General features: G+C 57.6%; 14 protein-coding genes. 5 read left to right on the forward strand and 9 right to left on the reverse strand.

Annotated elements, in window-relative coordinates:
- Positions 1-88 precede the first annotated feature (88 nt).
- Together ACQUQU_RS03710 and ACQUQU_RS03715 are read left to right on the forward strand one after the other, a co-directional pair.
- Positions 89-1,201: a 1-acyl-sn-glycerol-3-phosphate acyltransferase gene (locus tag ACQUQU_RS03710; protein ID WP_430461908.1), complete on the forward strand. Its 1,113-nt coding sequence runs from the start codon at positions 89-91 to the stop codon at positions 1,199-1,201.
- Between the two features lie 11 nt (positions 1,202-1,212).
- A complete protein-coding gene (locus tag ACQUQU_RS03715; RefSeq protein WP_430461909.1) occupies positions 1,213-2,316 on the forward strand; it encodes a hypothetical protein in 1,104 nt (367 codons plus the stop codon).
- Positions 2,317-2,356: 40 nt separating this feature from the next.
- Here the strand turns inward: ACQUQU_RS03715 and ACQUQU_RS03720 are convergent, their stop codons facing one another.
- Positions 2,357-3,154: a tetratricopeptide repeat protein gene (locus ACQUQU_RS03720; RefSeq protein ID WP_430461910.1), complete on the reverse strand. Its 798-nt coding sequence runs from the start codon at positions 3,152-3,154 to the stop codon at positions 2,357-2,359.
- Positions 3,155-3,281: 127 nt separating this feature from the next.
- Positions 3,282-4,154: a response regulator gene (locus ACQUQU_RS03725; protein WP_430461911.1), complete on the reverse strand. Its 873-nt coding sequence runs from the start codon at positions 4,152-4,154 to the stop codon at positions 3,282-3,284.
- 175 nt (positions 4,155-4,329) lie between these two features.
- Here ACQUQU_RS03725 and ACQUQU_RS03730 point away from each other — a divergent pair, with 175 nt between their 5' ends.
- Together ACQUQU_RS03730 and ACQUQU_RS03735 are read left to right on the forward strand one after the other, a co-directional pair.
- Complete coding sequence (locus ACQUQU_RS03730; RefSeq protein ID WP_430461912.1) at positions 4,330-5,196, forward strand: cation diffusion facilitator family transporter; 867 nt, start codon at positions 4,330-4,332, stop codon at positions 5,194-5,196.
- Between the two features lie 33 nt (positions 5,197-5,229).
- The gene (locus ACQUQU_RS03735) at positions 5,230-6,225 is read left to right on the forward strand and encodes a hypothetical protein (RefSeq protein ID WP_430461913.1); all 996 of its coding nucleotides are present in this window, start codon (positions 5,230-5,232) and stop codon (positions 6,223-6,225) included.
- A gap of 44 nt (positions 6,226-6,269) precedes the next feature.
- On the opposite strand, the gene ACQUQU_RS03740 is transcribed toward ACQUQU_RS03735, so the two are convergent.
- Both ACQUQU_RS03740 and cysK read right to left on the reverse strand, forming a co-directional pair.
- Positions 6,270-6,887 (reverse strand): alpha-ketoglutarate-dependent dioxygenase AlkB family protein, encoded by a 618-nt coding sequence (locus ACQUQU_RS03740; protein WP_430461914.1) that lies wholly within the window; start codon positions 6,885-6,887, stop codon positions 6,270-6,272.
- Positions 6,877-7,824, reverse strand: a complete 948-nt coding sequence (gene cysK / locus ACQUQU_RS03745) for a cysteine synthase A (RefSeq protein ID WP_430461915.1) — start codon at positions 7,822-7,824, stop codon at positions 6,877-6,879. The genes ACQUQU_RS03740 and cysK overlap by 11 nt, the downstream gene beginning before the upstream one ends.
- Positions 7,825-7,958: 134 nt before the next feature.
- Here cysK and ACQUQU_RS03750 point away from each other — a divergent pair, with 134 nt between their 5' ends.
- Positions 7,959-9,206 carry a GGDEF domain-containing protein gene (locus ACQUQU_RS03750; RefSeq protein WP_430461916.1) on the forward strand — a complete coding sequence of 416 codons (1,248 nt, stop codon included), beginning with the start codon at positions 7,959-7,961 and terminating at the stop codon, positions 9,204-9,206.
- Between the two features lie 4 nt (positions 9,207-9,210).
- Here ACQUQU_RS03750 and ACQUQU_RS03755 read toward each other — a convergent pair whose 3' ends face one another.
- The 5 genes from ACQUQU_RS03755 to ACQUQU_RS03775 are packed head-to-tail and all read right to left on the reverse strand — an operon-like array spanning position 9,211 to position 14,630.
- Entirely contained in the window at positions 9,211-10,092 is an 882-nt protein-coding gene (locus ACQUQU_RS03755; RefSeq protein WP_430461917.1) for an acyltransferase, read from the reverse strand.
- 3 nt (positions 10,093-10,095) lie between these two features.
- A complete protein-coding gene (gene pta, locus ACQUQU_RS03760) occupies positions 10,096-12,216 on the reverse strand; it encodes a phosphate acetyltransferase (protein ID WP_430461918.1) in 2,121 nt (706 codons plus the stop codon).
- A gap of 39 nt (positions 12,217-12,255) precedes the next feature.
- Positions 12,256-13,434 (reverse strand): acetate/propionate family kinase, encoded by a 1,179-nt coding sequence (locus ACQUQU_RS03765; RefSeq protein ID WP_430461919.1) that lies wholly within the window; start codon positions 13,432-13,434, stop codon positions 12,256-12,258.
- A 31-nt stretch (positions 13,435-13,465) separates the two neighbouring features.
- Positions 13,466-13,840, reverse strand: coding sequence for a PilZ domain-containing protein (locus tag ACQUQU_RS03770; RefSeq protein WP_430461920.1), 375 nt, complete (start codon positions 13,838-13,840; stop codon positions 13,466-13,468).
- A complete protein-coding gene (locus tag ACQUQU_RS03775; RefSeq protein WP_430461921.1) occupies positions 13,830-14,630 on the reverse strand; it encodes a glucosaminidase domain-containing protein in 801 nt (266 codons plus the stop codon). The genes ACQUQU_RS03770 and ACQUQU_RS03775 overlap by 11 nt, the downstream gene beginning before the upstream one ends.
- Positions 14,631-14,843: the final 213 nt, after the last annotated feature.

Consider the following 14,843-nt stretch of genomic DNA (forward strand, 5'->3'; position numbering starts at 1 on the left):
GATATACTAAGCGGCCTCTTTTCGAAGCGTTTGTCGTGTTCAGCTGCACAGACGCTGTTGTTCATTTTCACCCTGAGTCTGAGACGGTATGCAGGACGCTTTTGCGGATATCCGCCCTTATAACGATGATGAAGTTCCGGCCGTGATCGAACGGCTGATGCGTTCCGGTGATCTGGCCGGTGCGCTGCTCAAGTACCGCTTTCCGCGAATTCCGGCCTGGTTACGGCCGCTGCTCAGTCCGCTGCTGTGGGCGTTTATGAAACAGCGGCTGAAATCCATTCACACGGTTGAGACCTTCCAGCATCTCATCGCCGATTGGGTGGAGGCCATTCTCGAGAAATCGTCGGCCGGCATTGAGGTGCGCGGGCTCGACAAACTGGAGCCGGGCAAAAGTTATCTGTGGATATCCAATCACCGCGATATCGCCATGGACCCGACCATGATCAACTTCAGCCTGCATCACGCCGGCTGGCCGACCAGCCGCATCGCCATTGGCGATAACCTGCTGCGCCACCCGGATGTGTCCGACATCATGCGTCTGAACAAGAGCTTTGTGGTGAAGCGGACCGTCGCCAATAAGCGTGAAAAGCTGCGCGAGCTGCAGCGCTTGTCGGCCTATATCCGCGAGTCGCTGGATGATGGCCACAGCATCTGGATTGCCCAGCGCGAAGGGCGTGCGAAGGACGGCATCGACGAAACCGATACCGCAGTGATCAAAATGCTGGCACTGAATGGCCGAGACCGTGACGAAGCCTTTACCGATACCATGCGCGCCATGCGCCCGGTGCCGGTGTCGATCCAGTACGAATGGGACCCGTGTGATCTGCTGAAAGCACGCGAACTGACGCACCGTGAGCAGCATGGCCGCTATGAAAAAGCCGACGATGAAGACACGCGCAGCATTCTGCTCGGTCTGACCGGCTTCAAAGGGCGGATTTTTGTCGACTTCGGAGAACCACTATCTGACGCAGAGCTGGAGTCGCCGGATGCCGTCGCCGCGGCCATCGACCGGCAGCTGACCGAGATGACAGAAATTCTGCCGGTGCACGAAGCCGCACTGTCACTGTTAAATCAATCAGTTCCTGATACCCTGCAGCCGGCTGCAAAGTTATTGCAAAGCCGCATGGCAGGGGCAGAACCCGGGGTTCAGGATCGACTCCTACGCACGTATGCTGCGCCTCTGCTGCAACGCAAGAAGTAAAGGAACTGTGCATGAAACTGCGATATCTGTGGCCGCTGCTGCTGGCGCCGGTCATCAGCGGCTGCCCCCAACTGGGTCAGCACTGGGACGATCAGGAAGAAACCCTGTACGTCGATTACTACAAAGTCCCGTGTGACACCGACAGCAGCGATCTCTGCTTCCGTACCCGCGAAAGCGAGTCCGACAGCTGGGCGGTATCGGATGCGGAGCTGACCGGCTTCAGCAGTTACAGCTGGGGTTCACGCTACACCCTGACGGTGACAACCTCGTTCGACAGCAATGGTGACCCGACCACGTATTCGTTCGCCAGCGTGGAGGCTGAAACCGCCATGGCCGATGGCAGCAACGCCTTCGCCCTGACACTGTATTCCTCATCCGGCGTGCTGGTGCCGCTCAGTGACAGCGAATGGCAGATCGGCGGTGATGTGACCTTCGATTGTTCGACGTCCTGTACGGCCATTGAAAACGCAGTGGACGATCAACAGGTTCTGCAACTGGAATTTGAAGCCAGCGGCGGCACAGTGACGCTGTCATCCTTTATCTGCTCCGCCAGTGAAGAAGACTTCGACAGCGAATGCGAAGGCGAGTCGACGGTCAGCTGGTATGTGGCGGCGTTCCAGAGTGATTGTGGTCTGGCCGATGCGCAGATGTGTCTGCTGTTTAAGGTCAATTCATCTGATGATTACGAACTGCTGGCGCTGACCGGAGACATTGAGGATTTTTCACCCGAGTGGGGGCTGAAATACCAAATTGATGTCGTGCGCACCGTATCGTCCGGTGGCGTTATTACGGCGGCGGTACTGGATGCGGATGACAGCTCACCCGACGACCGGACCGGCAGCAGCTATCCGTTTTACACCCTAGTGCGTGGCGCTGAGCTGAGTGAAAACTCAGATGGCACGTTCGCCGGTTACGACAGTATGCCGGCGCTCGATTGTTCGCAGTATTCGCTGTGTACCAAGCTTGGGGATTACGTGGATGATGACCAGTGGTTATTGCTGAAAGCCTACGTCGATGATGATCTGATTATTACCAGCATAGTCTGTCACGATGATGTACTGAGTGATTTCCGCGAATGCGTTGATGACGTCGATGATGTGAACTGGAATATCTGAACAATAAAAAAGGCCTCATCTGAGGCCTTTTTTGTGGGCGTTATTCCTGCCGGTTAATCAGCTGGGCGATGCGCTCGCTGCTGCGTTTGGCGACGGAGGTGTTCGGGAATTCTTCGCCGATTTTGCGGAAATACGCCATGGCTTTCTGATTGTTACCAGCCTGGTTGTACGGGCTCATGTAAATCAGACCAAGCTGATACAGGGCTTTGGCGCGCATTTCTGCGGATGACGCTTTGTTGTCGTACAGAATCAGGTAAACCGATTCGGCATCGGCCACACGACCTTCGGTGATGGCGCGTTCGCTCATCGGCGTCAGCTCGGCATCGAATGGCGTGTTGTCGACTTTCAGTAATTTGCTGCGGTCGACCTGCTTGAGCAGCTGCACGGCAGACAACTGTACGGGTTCTTTTTCCCGCTCATCGAGAATGGCCAGACGTTTCATGACGCGCTCTTTCAGGCGGGAATCCGGAAATTCGATGCGGTGCTGCAGCAGGTAGGCGCGGGCTTTGGCATCGTCACGCTCATCACTGAAGCGGTTCATGTACAGCAGCGCAATCTGATACAGCGCCAGCGATTTCATGTTCTGGCTGTAGTCCGGGTCGGAATAGCCTTTCATGTAAGTCGCTGCCGCGTCGTCGGTTTTGCCGCGGCTGATGGCCTGCACCGAGTAGGTCAGCAGGTCGGGCTCATCGTCCAGTGCCGCGGCGGCACGTACCTTGATGTCCTCATCATAACGCGCCAGCTGATGACCACCGGCTTCGGCGACCAGCAACGGCGTTGCAGCCGCACAGCCGGTGAGAATAACCACCGTGGCAGCCGTCATTAGAGCTTTGATCATTATCGTATCCCTGATCGTTTTTTTGGAGTTCTGGTGAGAGCGCGTAGTGTAATGATGGTGTCACATCAAGCAAAGGTATTGCCGCGCCAGAAGTGGTCAATCACGGCCACTCCTGACGTGCATCATGTCAGAGGAAAAATGCAGCGGCGACGCCTGCCGCGCCGCCAATCAGTGCACCGATGGCCGCGCCTAAGGTAATGGCGCGCACCACGGCCTGCTTCTGCTGCGCCATCAGTTCGGCGCGCACACCGGCCAGACTGGCCTCGACCGACGTGCGGTTGGTGGACATGACGGCTACCAGATCATCAGCGCTTTTCTTCACCAGACGGTCGGCCACGGTAATGGCGAGGCGCTGGTTCATGGTCCGGGTGCGCTGGAACAGGGCGTCGTCGGACAGGGCTTTTTCCAGATCCGTCTTCCAGCGTTCAAACTGCTGATACATACGGGCCTGGGCCAGGTCAATCTGCTGTGTCTGGGTGGCCTGCAACTGCTGGGCAATGCTGTCGAGTCCGGCGCTGATTTCTGCCCGGGCTTCGGCCACGGCGGTTTTCAGGTGTTTCTGCACCAGTTTGTCGATTTCGATCAGCGGAATCTGAAGATTGCCGGCACTGGCGGGTTCGTCATTGGCGGCCGGTTCATCCAGTGCCTGAATCACCGCCATGATGGCTTCGTGACTGGCGGGTTTGGCCAGAACACCATTGGCGCCGTGGGAACGGGCCATGTGCTGATATTCTTCACCTTCTTTTGAGGTGTACATGATGGTCGGAATGGCCGCAGTCCGCGGATTGGATTTGATCAGCTGCGTGGCGGCCAGACCATCCATACCGGGCATCATATGATCCATAAAAATCACGTCCGGCTGGCGGTGTTCCAGAAACTGCAGCGCTTCTTCGGCGCTTTCTACGGCGTCGGCCTCGACGTTCATTTTGCTCAGCAGACGCTGCAGCATCATGCGGGCCGATTTCGAGTCGTCCACCACCAGTGCGTGTCGGATTGTCATAACGGGTACTTCCTGAACCAGAGTCAGGCCAATATGAGCAGTCTTGTGCAGTGGGTCAATACTTGTGACGGGCCAGAGCGTCACTGCTGGCAAATCGTGGCCTGACAGGGTAAAAAACACACGGATGCCGCGAATCTGGCATAATCCGACAGTTTTCTCATTAACGACCGGGCTCATGACTTCTACCCATCACGCCATTCTGATTAAACGCGCCGCCAGCGCCTCCATCGCGACCGCCACATTATTGCTGGTGGCAAAAGTGTTCGCGTGGAGCCTGAGTGACTCGGCCAGTGTGCTGTCGTCGTTGCTGGATTCGTTAATGGATATCGCAGCGTCAGTGGTGAATTACTTTGCCGTACGTTACGCGCTGATGCCGGCGGATGATGATCACCCGTTTGGTCACAGCAAGGCTGAGGGGCTGGCGGCATTAATTCAGTCAGCCTTTATTTTGGGGTCTGCCAGTGTGCTGTTATTGCACGTGGTGGACCGTTTGCTGCATCCGACGGCGCTGCGTGCGCTGGAAGAAAGCATCGGTGTCATGCTGTTTTCGGCTCTGGCGACGACGGCTTTGGTGGTTTACCAGCGCTGGGTTTATCGCCAGACGCATTCGCTGGCCATTAAAGCGGATTCTGCGCATTACTATGGCGATATTCTCACCAGTCTGGCGGTGGTCGTGGCCTTGCTGGCGTCTTATTTTGGTTATTACTGGCTGGACCCTGTAGTGGCGCTCGGCATTGCCGCTGTGTTGCTGCACAGTGTGTATGGCATTGTCACCGACGCTCTTCAGGTGCTGATGGACAAAGCCTTGCCGGAAGACGACGAAAAGGCGCTGCAGACACTGATTCTGGGGTGTGCCGGCGTGCGCGGCGTACACAATCTGAAAACCCGTCAGTCGGGTGCCATTCAGTTTATTCAGATGCATCTCGAACTCGACGGCCAGCAGTCGCTCAAGGCCGCACATGGTATAGGCGATGCGGTCGAGAGCGCCATTCTGGCGCGCTATCCGCGGGCCGAAATAATTATTCACCACGACCCGGTGTAATGGATGAAACTGAGCCCAGGATGGCTGTTACTCTTGATCACTCCTCTGGCCATGGCGCTGGAGTCGGAACCCTATTTACAGGGTAATTCGTATCCCCCGTTCGCCATTCCGGACGATGACCCTTACGTTCAGTATTTACCTGAGCACACGGAGACTGAGCCGGGTGAAACACGGGTGGAATCCGAGACCATTGAGCGTTCCCGCACCTGGCTGGCGGATTATCTCAACCGGTTGTCGGGCAACATCGACTCGTTTTTTGTCGACTCATTTTTCAGTGAAGACATTATTGAAGATGACGTAAAAGGCACGCGTGCCAAGCTGTCGTTTTATACCCGCCGGGTATTGGGCGATCCTGTGGATTATAAATTCGGCATCAGTGTGAAACTGGTGTTACCCAACACCAACGACAAATTGAACCTGCTCATTTCCTCGGAAGAAGACGATACCCGTGAAGCCGACCCAATTGAATCGGTCGAAAACGTGGAGTACAGCTCGGCGCTGCGCTACATCATCAATGAATCCGATCAGTGGAAAACCAACATTGATACCGGGATTAAATGGGGCGTTCCGCCCGATCCGTTTGTGCGTTTCCGCGCGCGGCGCTACGCCTATCTGTCGGAATGGGAATTAAAAGGCACTCAGCGCCTGTTTTATTTCACATCGAACGGTTGGGGGGAAGATACCTCGCTGCAGATGGATTATCCGCTGAACACCGAAAAACTGTTCCGCATCAATGCCAAAGCCGGCTACCAGCTGAATGACGACTATTTCAAGCTCAGTTACGACGCGGGTCTGTATCACGAACTGAGCCGCACCTCGGCACTGGCGTATGTGGCCGGTGCCAGTGGTGATACCGAACAGTCGGCAACCTTTCATACCTACACCGCCGGCGTACGTTACCGTCAGCTGATTTACAGCAATTGGGTGTACGGCGAGGTCGAGCCTCAGTTTTTATGGGACCGGGACAAAGACTACCGCACAACACCGGTAATTATGTTCCGTATTGAGTCGGTGATTGCGCACGACTGACCAAGCGCTGTCGTTTCATCGATTGATGGTTGTCCCTTCACGCGTCAGACAATAAAACGGAAGGTCAGATTAATACGTGGCAAGGCGGTCTTCATCCGTTTTGGCAGCGCATGCTGCCAGTTATCCTGCAGCCCCGGACGCATATCCAGCAAACTGCCATTGGCCAGCGCCAGAACTGTGTGCTGGCGGCCTGAACCTTTCGGGCGCAGGGCAAAATCCCGCACGGCACCCAATGACAGTGACAATATCCGTGGGCGAACGCCAAGCTCCGGCTCGTCGTCGCTGTGCCAGCCCATGCTGTCCTGACCCGAGCGGTACAGGTTGCACAACACGGAATTGAGCGGCAGGCCGAATTGGGCACTCAGTTCGTCACGCAATTGCGCCAGCACCGGGGTCCATACGCGGGTGGTCAGGGTTTCACCGGAATAGGTGTAGCGGATGCCTTCGTCACCGTACCAGGCCTGAAGACGCGGAACCTGATGACGCTTGCCGTACAGGGTAACAAAGCCTGCTTCCCAGGCGATGTCATGCAGCAGGGTGCGGAACAGGGTGTCGGGAGCCTGAATGGCCTGAGCGGTGTACGCCAGCAGGCCATTGCCCAGTACGTCCTGAACGTCAGCTCCGGCCAGACCGGAGCGCAGCAGGGACGTATTACTTGTCAAAGAAACCGTCAAACAGTGGCGACGTCAGGTAACGCTCACCGGAGTCCGGCAGAATCACGACGATGGTCTTGTCGGCGAATTCCGGTTCTTTGGCTAAACGCAGTGCCGCGGTCATGGCTGCACCGCAGGAAATGCCGGCCAGAATGCCTTCTTTCGACATCAGTTCGTGAGCCATGGCGATGGCGTCTTCGTTGCTGACCGGCTCAACGCGGTCAACCATGCTGAGGTCGAGGTTGCCGGGAATGAAGTTGGCGCCGATGCCCTGAATTTTGTGCGGTCCCGGCGTCAGTTCCTGACCGTTGCGCTTCTGGCTGATGATAGGCGATGCCGCAGGCTCTACCGCCACCGAGGTAATGGCTTTGTGTTGTTTGATGAAGCGGGAAATGCCCGAAATAGTCCCGCCGGTGCCGACGCCGGCAACCACCACATCAACCTTGCCATCGGTGTCGTTCCAGATCTCCGGACCGGTGGTTTTTTCGTGAATGGCCGGGTTCGCCGGGTTATTGAACTGTTGCAGCATGATGCGTTGTTCCGGCGCTTCTGCGACCAGAGCTTCAGCGGCCTCAACGGCACCTTTCATGCCTTTGGCGCCTTCTGTCAGCACCAGATTGGCCCCCAGCGCCTGCATGACCTTACGGCGTTCCATGCTCATGGTTTCCGGCATGGTCAGCGTGACTTTGTAGCCGCGGGCGGCGCCGACAAACGAGAGCGCAATGCCGGTGTTACCACTGGTCGGTTCTACGATTTCCATGCCCGGTTTCAGTAAGCCATCCTGCTCGGCCTGCCAGATCATGTTGGCACCGATGCGGCACTTTACCGAGTGCGCCGGGTTGCGGTTCTCGAGTTTGGCGTAAATAGCCGGGTGGTCAGTGATGTGGCGGATACGGACCAGAGGGGTGTTTCCGATGGATTGGCTGATGTCTTCGTAAACCTTCATGGCAACCTCATGCAATTCCGGCGTGCGCGGATATTGTCTAATTGATTCGGGAGTGTTCTATTGGCTATGTTCACTTCATTCAGGCAGATGTCCGGCGGGGAATATAGCCGGGCTCGGTTACACAGGGAGATCCGGTGCCTAAAGTCAGTAGTCAGCAGGAACAGGACACCTTAAAGCGAGTAGAGGACCAGATCAATATCCTCTCGGGAATTCTCGAACAGGGACGCAAGCAACTGCGTTTTCCGGGCCGCCTTGAATCCCGTTACATCGCTATGCGCAATCAGCGCTTTCTGGAAATCGACCAGAAAATGCTGATGGGTGGTTTGTTGTTTTATCTGGCGTTTTCGTGGACCGATTTTTATCTCGGTGGCGACAACGGTCTGCTGATTTTTACGGCCCGCCTGATTCTGACCGTAATTGCCTTCGCGCTGGTGCTTTGGGTACCCCGTTCACGATTCAGCGTGAAAATGGTACCGATTGCTGCATCCGGTGTTTTCTTTGCTGGTCTGTCGGTGATTGTGTTTATCGGCCTGATTCCGGGCGAGCTGAAATACGCTTATCACCTGGGCTTAATTCCGATTCAGATTTTTACCATGGTGGCCTTGCGCCTCAGTTACCGCTCGGTACTGGTGGTGTCTGTATCTTTGCTGGCTTGTTATCTGCTGTCGTTGCTGGTGATGGATACGCAGGTTGAAAGCGTGCAGCTGAATCAGGTAATCAGCATTTTTGTGCCCATGTTCATTATGTTCTGGGTGCTCCTGATCGCCATGGGTGGCTATATGGCGTTTATGATGGAGTCGGCGTTTCGCAGCGACTTTATGAAGAATCAGCTGCTGGCTCTGGAAGCCGAGCGGCTGAAATATCTGAGTGCGCGGCTGCATGTGTTGTCGACTACGGACAGCCTGACCGGCATTGCCAATCGCCGCTATCTGGAGCAGAGCATCGCCAGTGAATGGCGTCGGGGAAAACGGGGTGAAGCACCCTTATCGCTGGCCATGATCGATATCGACCGCTTCAAGGATTACAACGATTTTTACGGCCATCAGCAGGGCGATGACTGCCTGCGCACCATCTCGGCCTTGATGGCTTCCTTCTGCAAACGTCCGGGGGATGTCTGCGCGCGCTACGGCGGTGAAGAATTCGTACTGCTGTTTCCGGATACGTCCAACGCCGATGCGCTGTACCTGTGCGAACGTCTGCGTCAGGCGGTCGAAGCCCAGGCCGTTGCGCACGAGCGTAACGACAGCGGAGTGGTGACCATCAGTATCGGGGTTGCGAGTTTGGTACCGGACGATGACAACAGCAGCGACGATCTGCTGCGGGCAGCGGATCGTCATCTGTATGAAGCGAAGGATAAAGGCCGCAATCAGGTGTGCGGCTGACACCTTAACCGGCCGCCAGCTCAGCCAGCTGACGGTCTTTTTCTTCCCAGAGTACCTGCACCCATTGCTGGAAATTCAGGCGATATTGCTCGTCGGTTTCATAATCACCGTTCAGCAGCTCGGTCGGAATCGGCTTTTCTTCGACCAGTACCACACAGCGTTTCATACTGCCCTGCAGAAATTCCCAGAACGTAGGCACGCCGTCCGGGTAGTGAATGGTCACATCCAGAATGGAACGGAACTGATCACCCATGGCGCTCATGGCGAAGGCCATGCCACCGGCTTTGGGTTTCAGCAGATGCTGGAACGGCGAGTTCTGCTCGTCGTGTTTACGCTGACTGAAGCGGGTGCCTTCCAGAAAGTTCATCACGCTGGTCGGCAGGGTACGGAATTTCTCACAGGCTTTGCGTGTGGTTTCCAGATCCTGCCCCTTTTTCTCCGGGTACTTTTCCAGAAAGGCTTTTGAGTAGCGTTTCATAAACGGAAAATCGAGTGCCCACCAGGCCGCACCCATTACCGGCACTTTAATCAGTTCCTGCTTCAGGAAAAATTTGAGCAGGGGAATTTTGCGGTTCAGCGCGTGCTGCAACACCAGAATATCCACCCAGCTCTGGTGGTTGCTGATAACAAAATACCAGCCTTTGCGTTCCAGATGGGCGGGCAGGCGGATGGTCCAGTCCATTTTCTGGGTCAGCCACATCCAGCCGGAGTTGCAGCTGATCCAGTTATTGGCGATGGCATTCAGCACCGGCGTAATCAGATTGCGGATAAAAGGAACCGGAATTACCAGTTTAAAAAAGGTGAAAAAGAACAGCAGCGAGCACCAGAAAATAATATTCACAAACAGCAGTGCACTGGCGATCACCCCGGTCAGAAGCGGTGGCATGAATTATTGTCCTTTATTTTGTTGGGCCTGAATGGCAGTAAGCGCGATAGTGTAAACAATATCTTCCACCAGTGCGCCCCGCGACAGATCATTTACCGGCTTGGCGAGGCCCTGCAGCATGGGTCCGATGCTGATCACATTGGCACTGCGCTGCACCGCTTTGTAGGTGGTGTTGCCGGTGTTCAGATCCGGGAAAATCAGCACAGTGGCCTGACCGGCTACCGGACTGTCGGGCGCTTTGCTGCGGGCTACGCTGGCGGTGGTGGCGGCGTCGTACTGCAGCGGACCATCGACCAGCAGGTCGGGACGGCGTTCACGCACAATGGCGGCTGCCTTACGCACCTTTTCGACATCCGCGCCGGAGCCGGAGCTGCCGGTGCTGTAACTGAGCAGGGCAATGCGCGGTGGTATGCCCATGGCCAGCGCCGATTCCGCGCTCTGAATGGCGATATCGGCCAGTTCCTCTGCGTTCGGGTCCGGATTCACCGCACAGTCGCCGTACACCAGCACCTGATCCGGCAGGCCCATAAAAAATACGGACGACACCAGACCGGCGCCCGGCGCGGTTTTAATCAGCTGCAGCGCCGGCCGTATGGTGTTGGCGGTGGTGTGAATGGCCCCCGACACCAGTCCATCGACGTCGTCCTGCGCCAGCATCATGGTGCCAAGCACAACGTTGTCTTCCAGCTGCGCCAGCGCCATCGGCTCGGTCAGCTGTTTGTGTTTGCGCAACTCCACCATAGGCGCCACGTACTGCGGACGTACTGAGGCCGGATCCAGCAGTTGCAGGCCTTCTGGCAGCTGAATTTCTGAGGCGGCGGCAATCTGATGAATGCGGGTCGGGTCGCCGAGCAGTACGCAGCGGGCGATGCCCCGTTCCTGACAAATAGCAGCAGCCTGAATGGTGCGCGGCTCCTCGCCTTCCGGCAGCACAATACGGAGATTGGCAGCCCGGGCTTTGGCGACCAGCTGATGGCGGAACGCGGCCGGACTCAGGCGGCTGGCGTGCGGCTGACCGATCTGCCGCATCAGTACCTGCATATCCAGATGGCTGGCGATGCTGGCCATGATGTTATTCACCCGGTCAGCGTCGTCGACCGACACCTGAGTGTCCATGCGCGTCAGCTGCTGGGCGGTGGTAAAAGTATCGTGCTGCGTCTGCAACACAGGGACACCGGTGGCCAACGCCGCGCGGCACAGATTGACAATGGCTTCGCCCGGTTTCAGACCGCTGGTCAGCAGCAAACCGGCCAGCCGGGTACCGTTGGTGGCGGCAATCGCCGCGGCCAGAATAACGTCGTCGCGGTCACCGGGCGTGACCAGCAGGGTGCCCGGGCGCAGCAGATCGACGATGTTACTGACGGTTCTGGCGCACAGCGCGATGCGCAGTACGCGGCGGGTATCCAGTTCGCCCTCGTTGAGTACCGTCGCGTGCAGCGCGCGGGCAACATCGAGCATGCGCGGGCTGACCAGCTCGGATTTCCACGGAATCACGCCCAGTACCGGCCCGGCCGGACTGGTGAGCTTCCACAGCGGCGCACAGGATTCGTCGTTGTTGCGTTCCGCCAGCGGAATATCTTCACCCGACGGAATGCCCTGATGCTCTGGCGCTTCGCCGGCTTTGTTGATGATGCAGCCGAGCAGATTGGCGCGGCTGCCGCCGAGCACGCCGGCCTGCAGCTTGAGTTCGGCCTGGATCTGGGCTGGCGTGCGGTTAAGGCCGCTGGCGACCAGCAGAATATCGGCGTTCAGCGCCTTGGCCATTTCGGCGTTCAGCTTGGCGGTATAGGGTTCGGAGCGGTCGGGGACCAGACCTTCAATCAGCACCACATCGCAGTCGTGGCTGACCTGTTCGTGCAGCGCCACCACGTCTTCCAGTACCCGGTCGAGCATGCCGTCGCTGATGCGCTGCTGCACCAGATGCAGATGCATCGGGTCCGGCGTTTTCAGGTGCAGCACGCTGCGCACCAGATGGGTCGAACGTTCGCTGGCGGCGTAGTCCGGTGCCACCGGCTTCACAAAACCCACCTTCAGGCCCTGTGCGTCCAGCGCCCGGATGAGGCCCAGACTGATGGTGGTGAGACCGCTTTCGAGGCCGGTCGGTGCAATCAGGATGGAAATCATAGGAATCCCGGATAAGGTGCTTTGCAGAAGTATCGGCCGTCAGCCGATCCGTTGCAGGGTGTCTTCGGCAATCATGCGCTCTTCCGACGTTGGCACCACCATCACCAGCGGCGAACCGTTCTGGCTGATGCGGCCTTTGTCGTCGCCGTTGGCGTCGTTGAGTGCGTCGTCGAGGCGGTAATTCATGGATCGCCAGGCGACCAGAATGCGGCGGCGGATCGCCGGTGCGTGTTCACCGATACCGCCGGTGAACACCACCGCATCGACGCCAGGCAGTGACACCGACAGGGCGGCAAACTCTTTGGCGACACGGAAGCAGAACACATCAATGGCGCGGCGTGCGCCGTCGTGACCGGCGGCTTCGGCGGCGAGCAGTTCGCGCATGTCGTTGCCAATGCCGGACAGGCCCCTGAGACCCGAGTTGCGGTTCAGTTCGCGCATGATGTCCGCCAGAGACAAGTCACGCGCGCGTTGCATGTGCTCAATCAGGCCCGGGTCGATATCACCGCAGCGGGTGCCCATCACCAGACCTTCCAGCGGTGTCAGGCCCATGCTCGTGTCGACGGAGCGGCCACTGCGCACCGCGCAGGCACTGCAGCCGTTGCCCAGATGGGCGATCAGCAGGTTCAGTTCGGATTCGGGTTTGTTCAGGCGCCGTGCGGTTTCCGCCGTGACATAGCGATAGCTGGTGCCATGGAAGCCGTAGCGGCGTACGCCATCGCGCTCGTACCAGTCGTAGGGCACGCCGTACAGATAGGTCGCTTCGTTGAGCGACTGATGGAAGGAGGTATCAAACACGGCGACCTGTGGCAGTTGCGGAAACAGTCGCTGGCACAGGCGGATGCCGAGCAGGTTGATCGGGTTATGCAACGGCGCCAGCGCGTTCAGCTGTTCAAGGTCATGCAGCAGGTCGTCATTGACCAGCACGCTGTCGTGGAAGCGTTCGCCGCCATGCACAACCCGGTGGCCAATGCCGGCCAGACCTTCAAGTTCCGGGCGGGCAATGCCAATGAACTGCTCCATCGCCTGCCCGTGGTCTGCCTGAGCCGGCAGCAGGTCGGTCTGTTCAATGCGTCCGCGGACAATGAGTTCGGGCTGGGCTTCGCCGAGGCGTTCAGCCAGCGCGGTTAACAGTGGGGTGGTCAGGTTGTTGGCGGCGAAGAGGGCGAATTTAATCGACGAACTGCCGCAGTTCATCACCAGGAGTGTGGACGTCACAGATAAGTTCCTTTTCTGTGGCTGTCGGGAATCAGACAGCCGATGCTGCTTTCAGCGTACCTTCCAGACGTTGCAGAACCGTGTATGCGCCGCGGCTGGCGGTTTCCGGCAGCTGGCCCATGGCGAACTTCAGGGCACAGACAAAATCGCTGCCCTGTTGCTCGCATCGGAGTACGGTGGCCGGAATGGCCTGCAACCTGTGGTCGCGGCTTTCGATGCTGACCAGCAGGCGCTTGCCCGGTTTGAATTTGTGGGGCGTCAGGATCGCCACACCGCCCAGGGCAAAATCGCGGGCGATGGCGGGTTCGGATTTTCCGGGGCGGCCGAGCCAGCTGATGCGGCGGATCTCCATTTTCAATGGCGATGCGTCGTAGCGTTGACGGAAGCGTCGTTCGTTAGCGTGCACTGTTACCCCCGGTAGTGGTCGTGTCGTCTGGCTGTTCAGCGTCGGTACTCTGGTCGAAACGTTCAAGCTTGTTGAACTCGATCATATTACGAATTTCATCAACATACTCCTCCCCGCGCTCGGAGTAACCCAGCAGGCCCGGCACCAGCTCTTCGCCGGTGACCGCACCGTTGTCTTCGATCGATTTCACCCGGATATCGCGCAGGTGACGGTAGCGCGGGTGGCTGTTGAGGTTACGGATGTAACTCTCAACCGAATCCAGCGGCGAATCAAAGCGGCGAACTTCGTGGCGCGAGCTGCCGCCACGGGCCTCCGGCACCAGACCACAGCCTTCGCGGAAACACCACTGACCGAACAGGTTGTTGCCTTCCTGCGCGAAGCGCGAGGTGCCCCAGCCTGATTCATTGGCGGCCTGTGCCAGCACCAGAGACGGCGGAATGACGTTCACCCGGCGCAGCAGAGCCTCTTTCTGCTCGTCCGGATCGTCGCTGTTGACCCGGTACTTTGTCAGCAGTTCATGAATGCGTTGTTTGTCGTCGTCCGACAGCTCGTCGCCGTCCAGATACCAGCGTTCGACCAGCTGACGTTCGGCCATGACCCGCGCATTCGCCTCATCAACCAGCGGCAGCATGTAATCAAAAAAGGCCGATTTCTTTTGCCGGATATCGGCAATAGAGGAAAAGTCCGGAATGGGCGGTACTTCGGTAACCGCCGGCGCGTCGCCTTCGCGCGCCTTCTGCTCGCAGCCGGCCAGCAGAATCACCACTATGTACAACAGGTATCGGTGCATCTAACGAACTGATTTCTTTAGGGTTAACGATAAGTGTAGCGGATCAGACAATACTTCCCCAAAGCCGTTCTGACCATCATCTCAACGGCTCAGACTGAACAAACATTGCACCGCTGACCGCCAGAGCAGTGAAATGTATGGTTTCCGTACGGATTCTGTTGTTTTTTATTTCCTTTGTTAATGGTTGGTGTATTCTCGCCGATAGTTTTGTAA

This window comes from Thalassolituus sp. LLYu03, from assembly GCF_050507655.1.
GTDB lineage: Bacteria > Pseudomonadota > Gammaproteobacteria > Pseudomonadales > Oceanobacteraceae > Venatoribacter.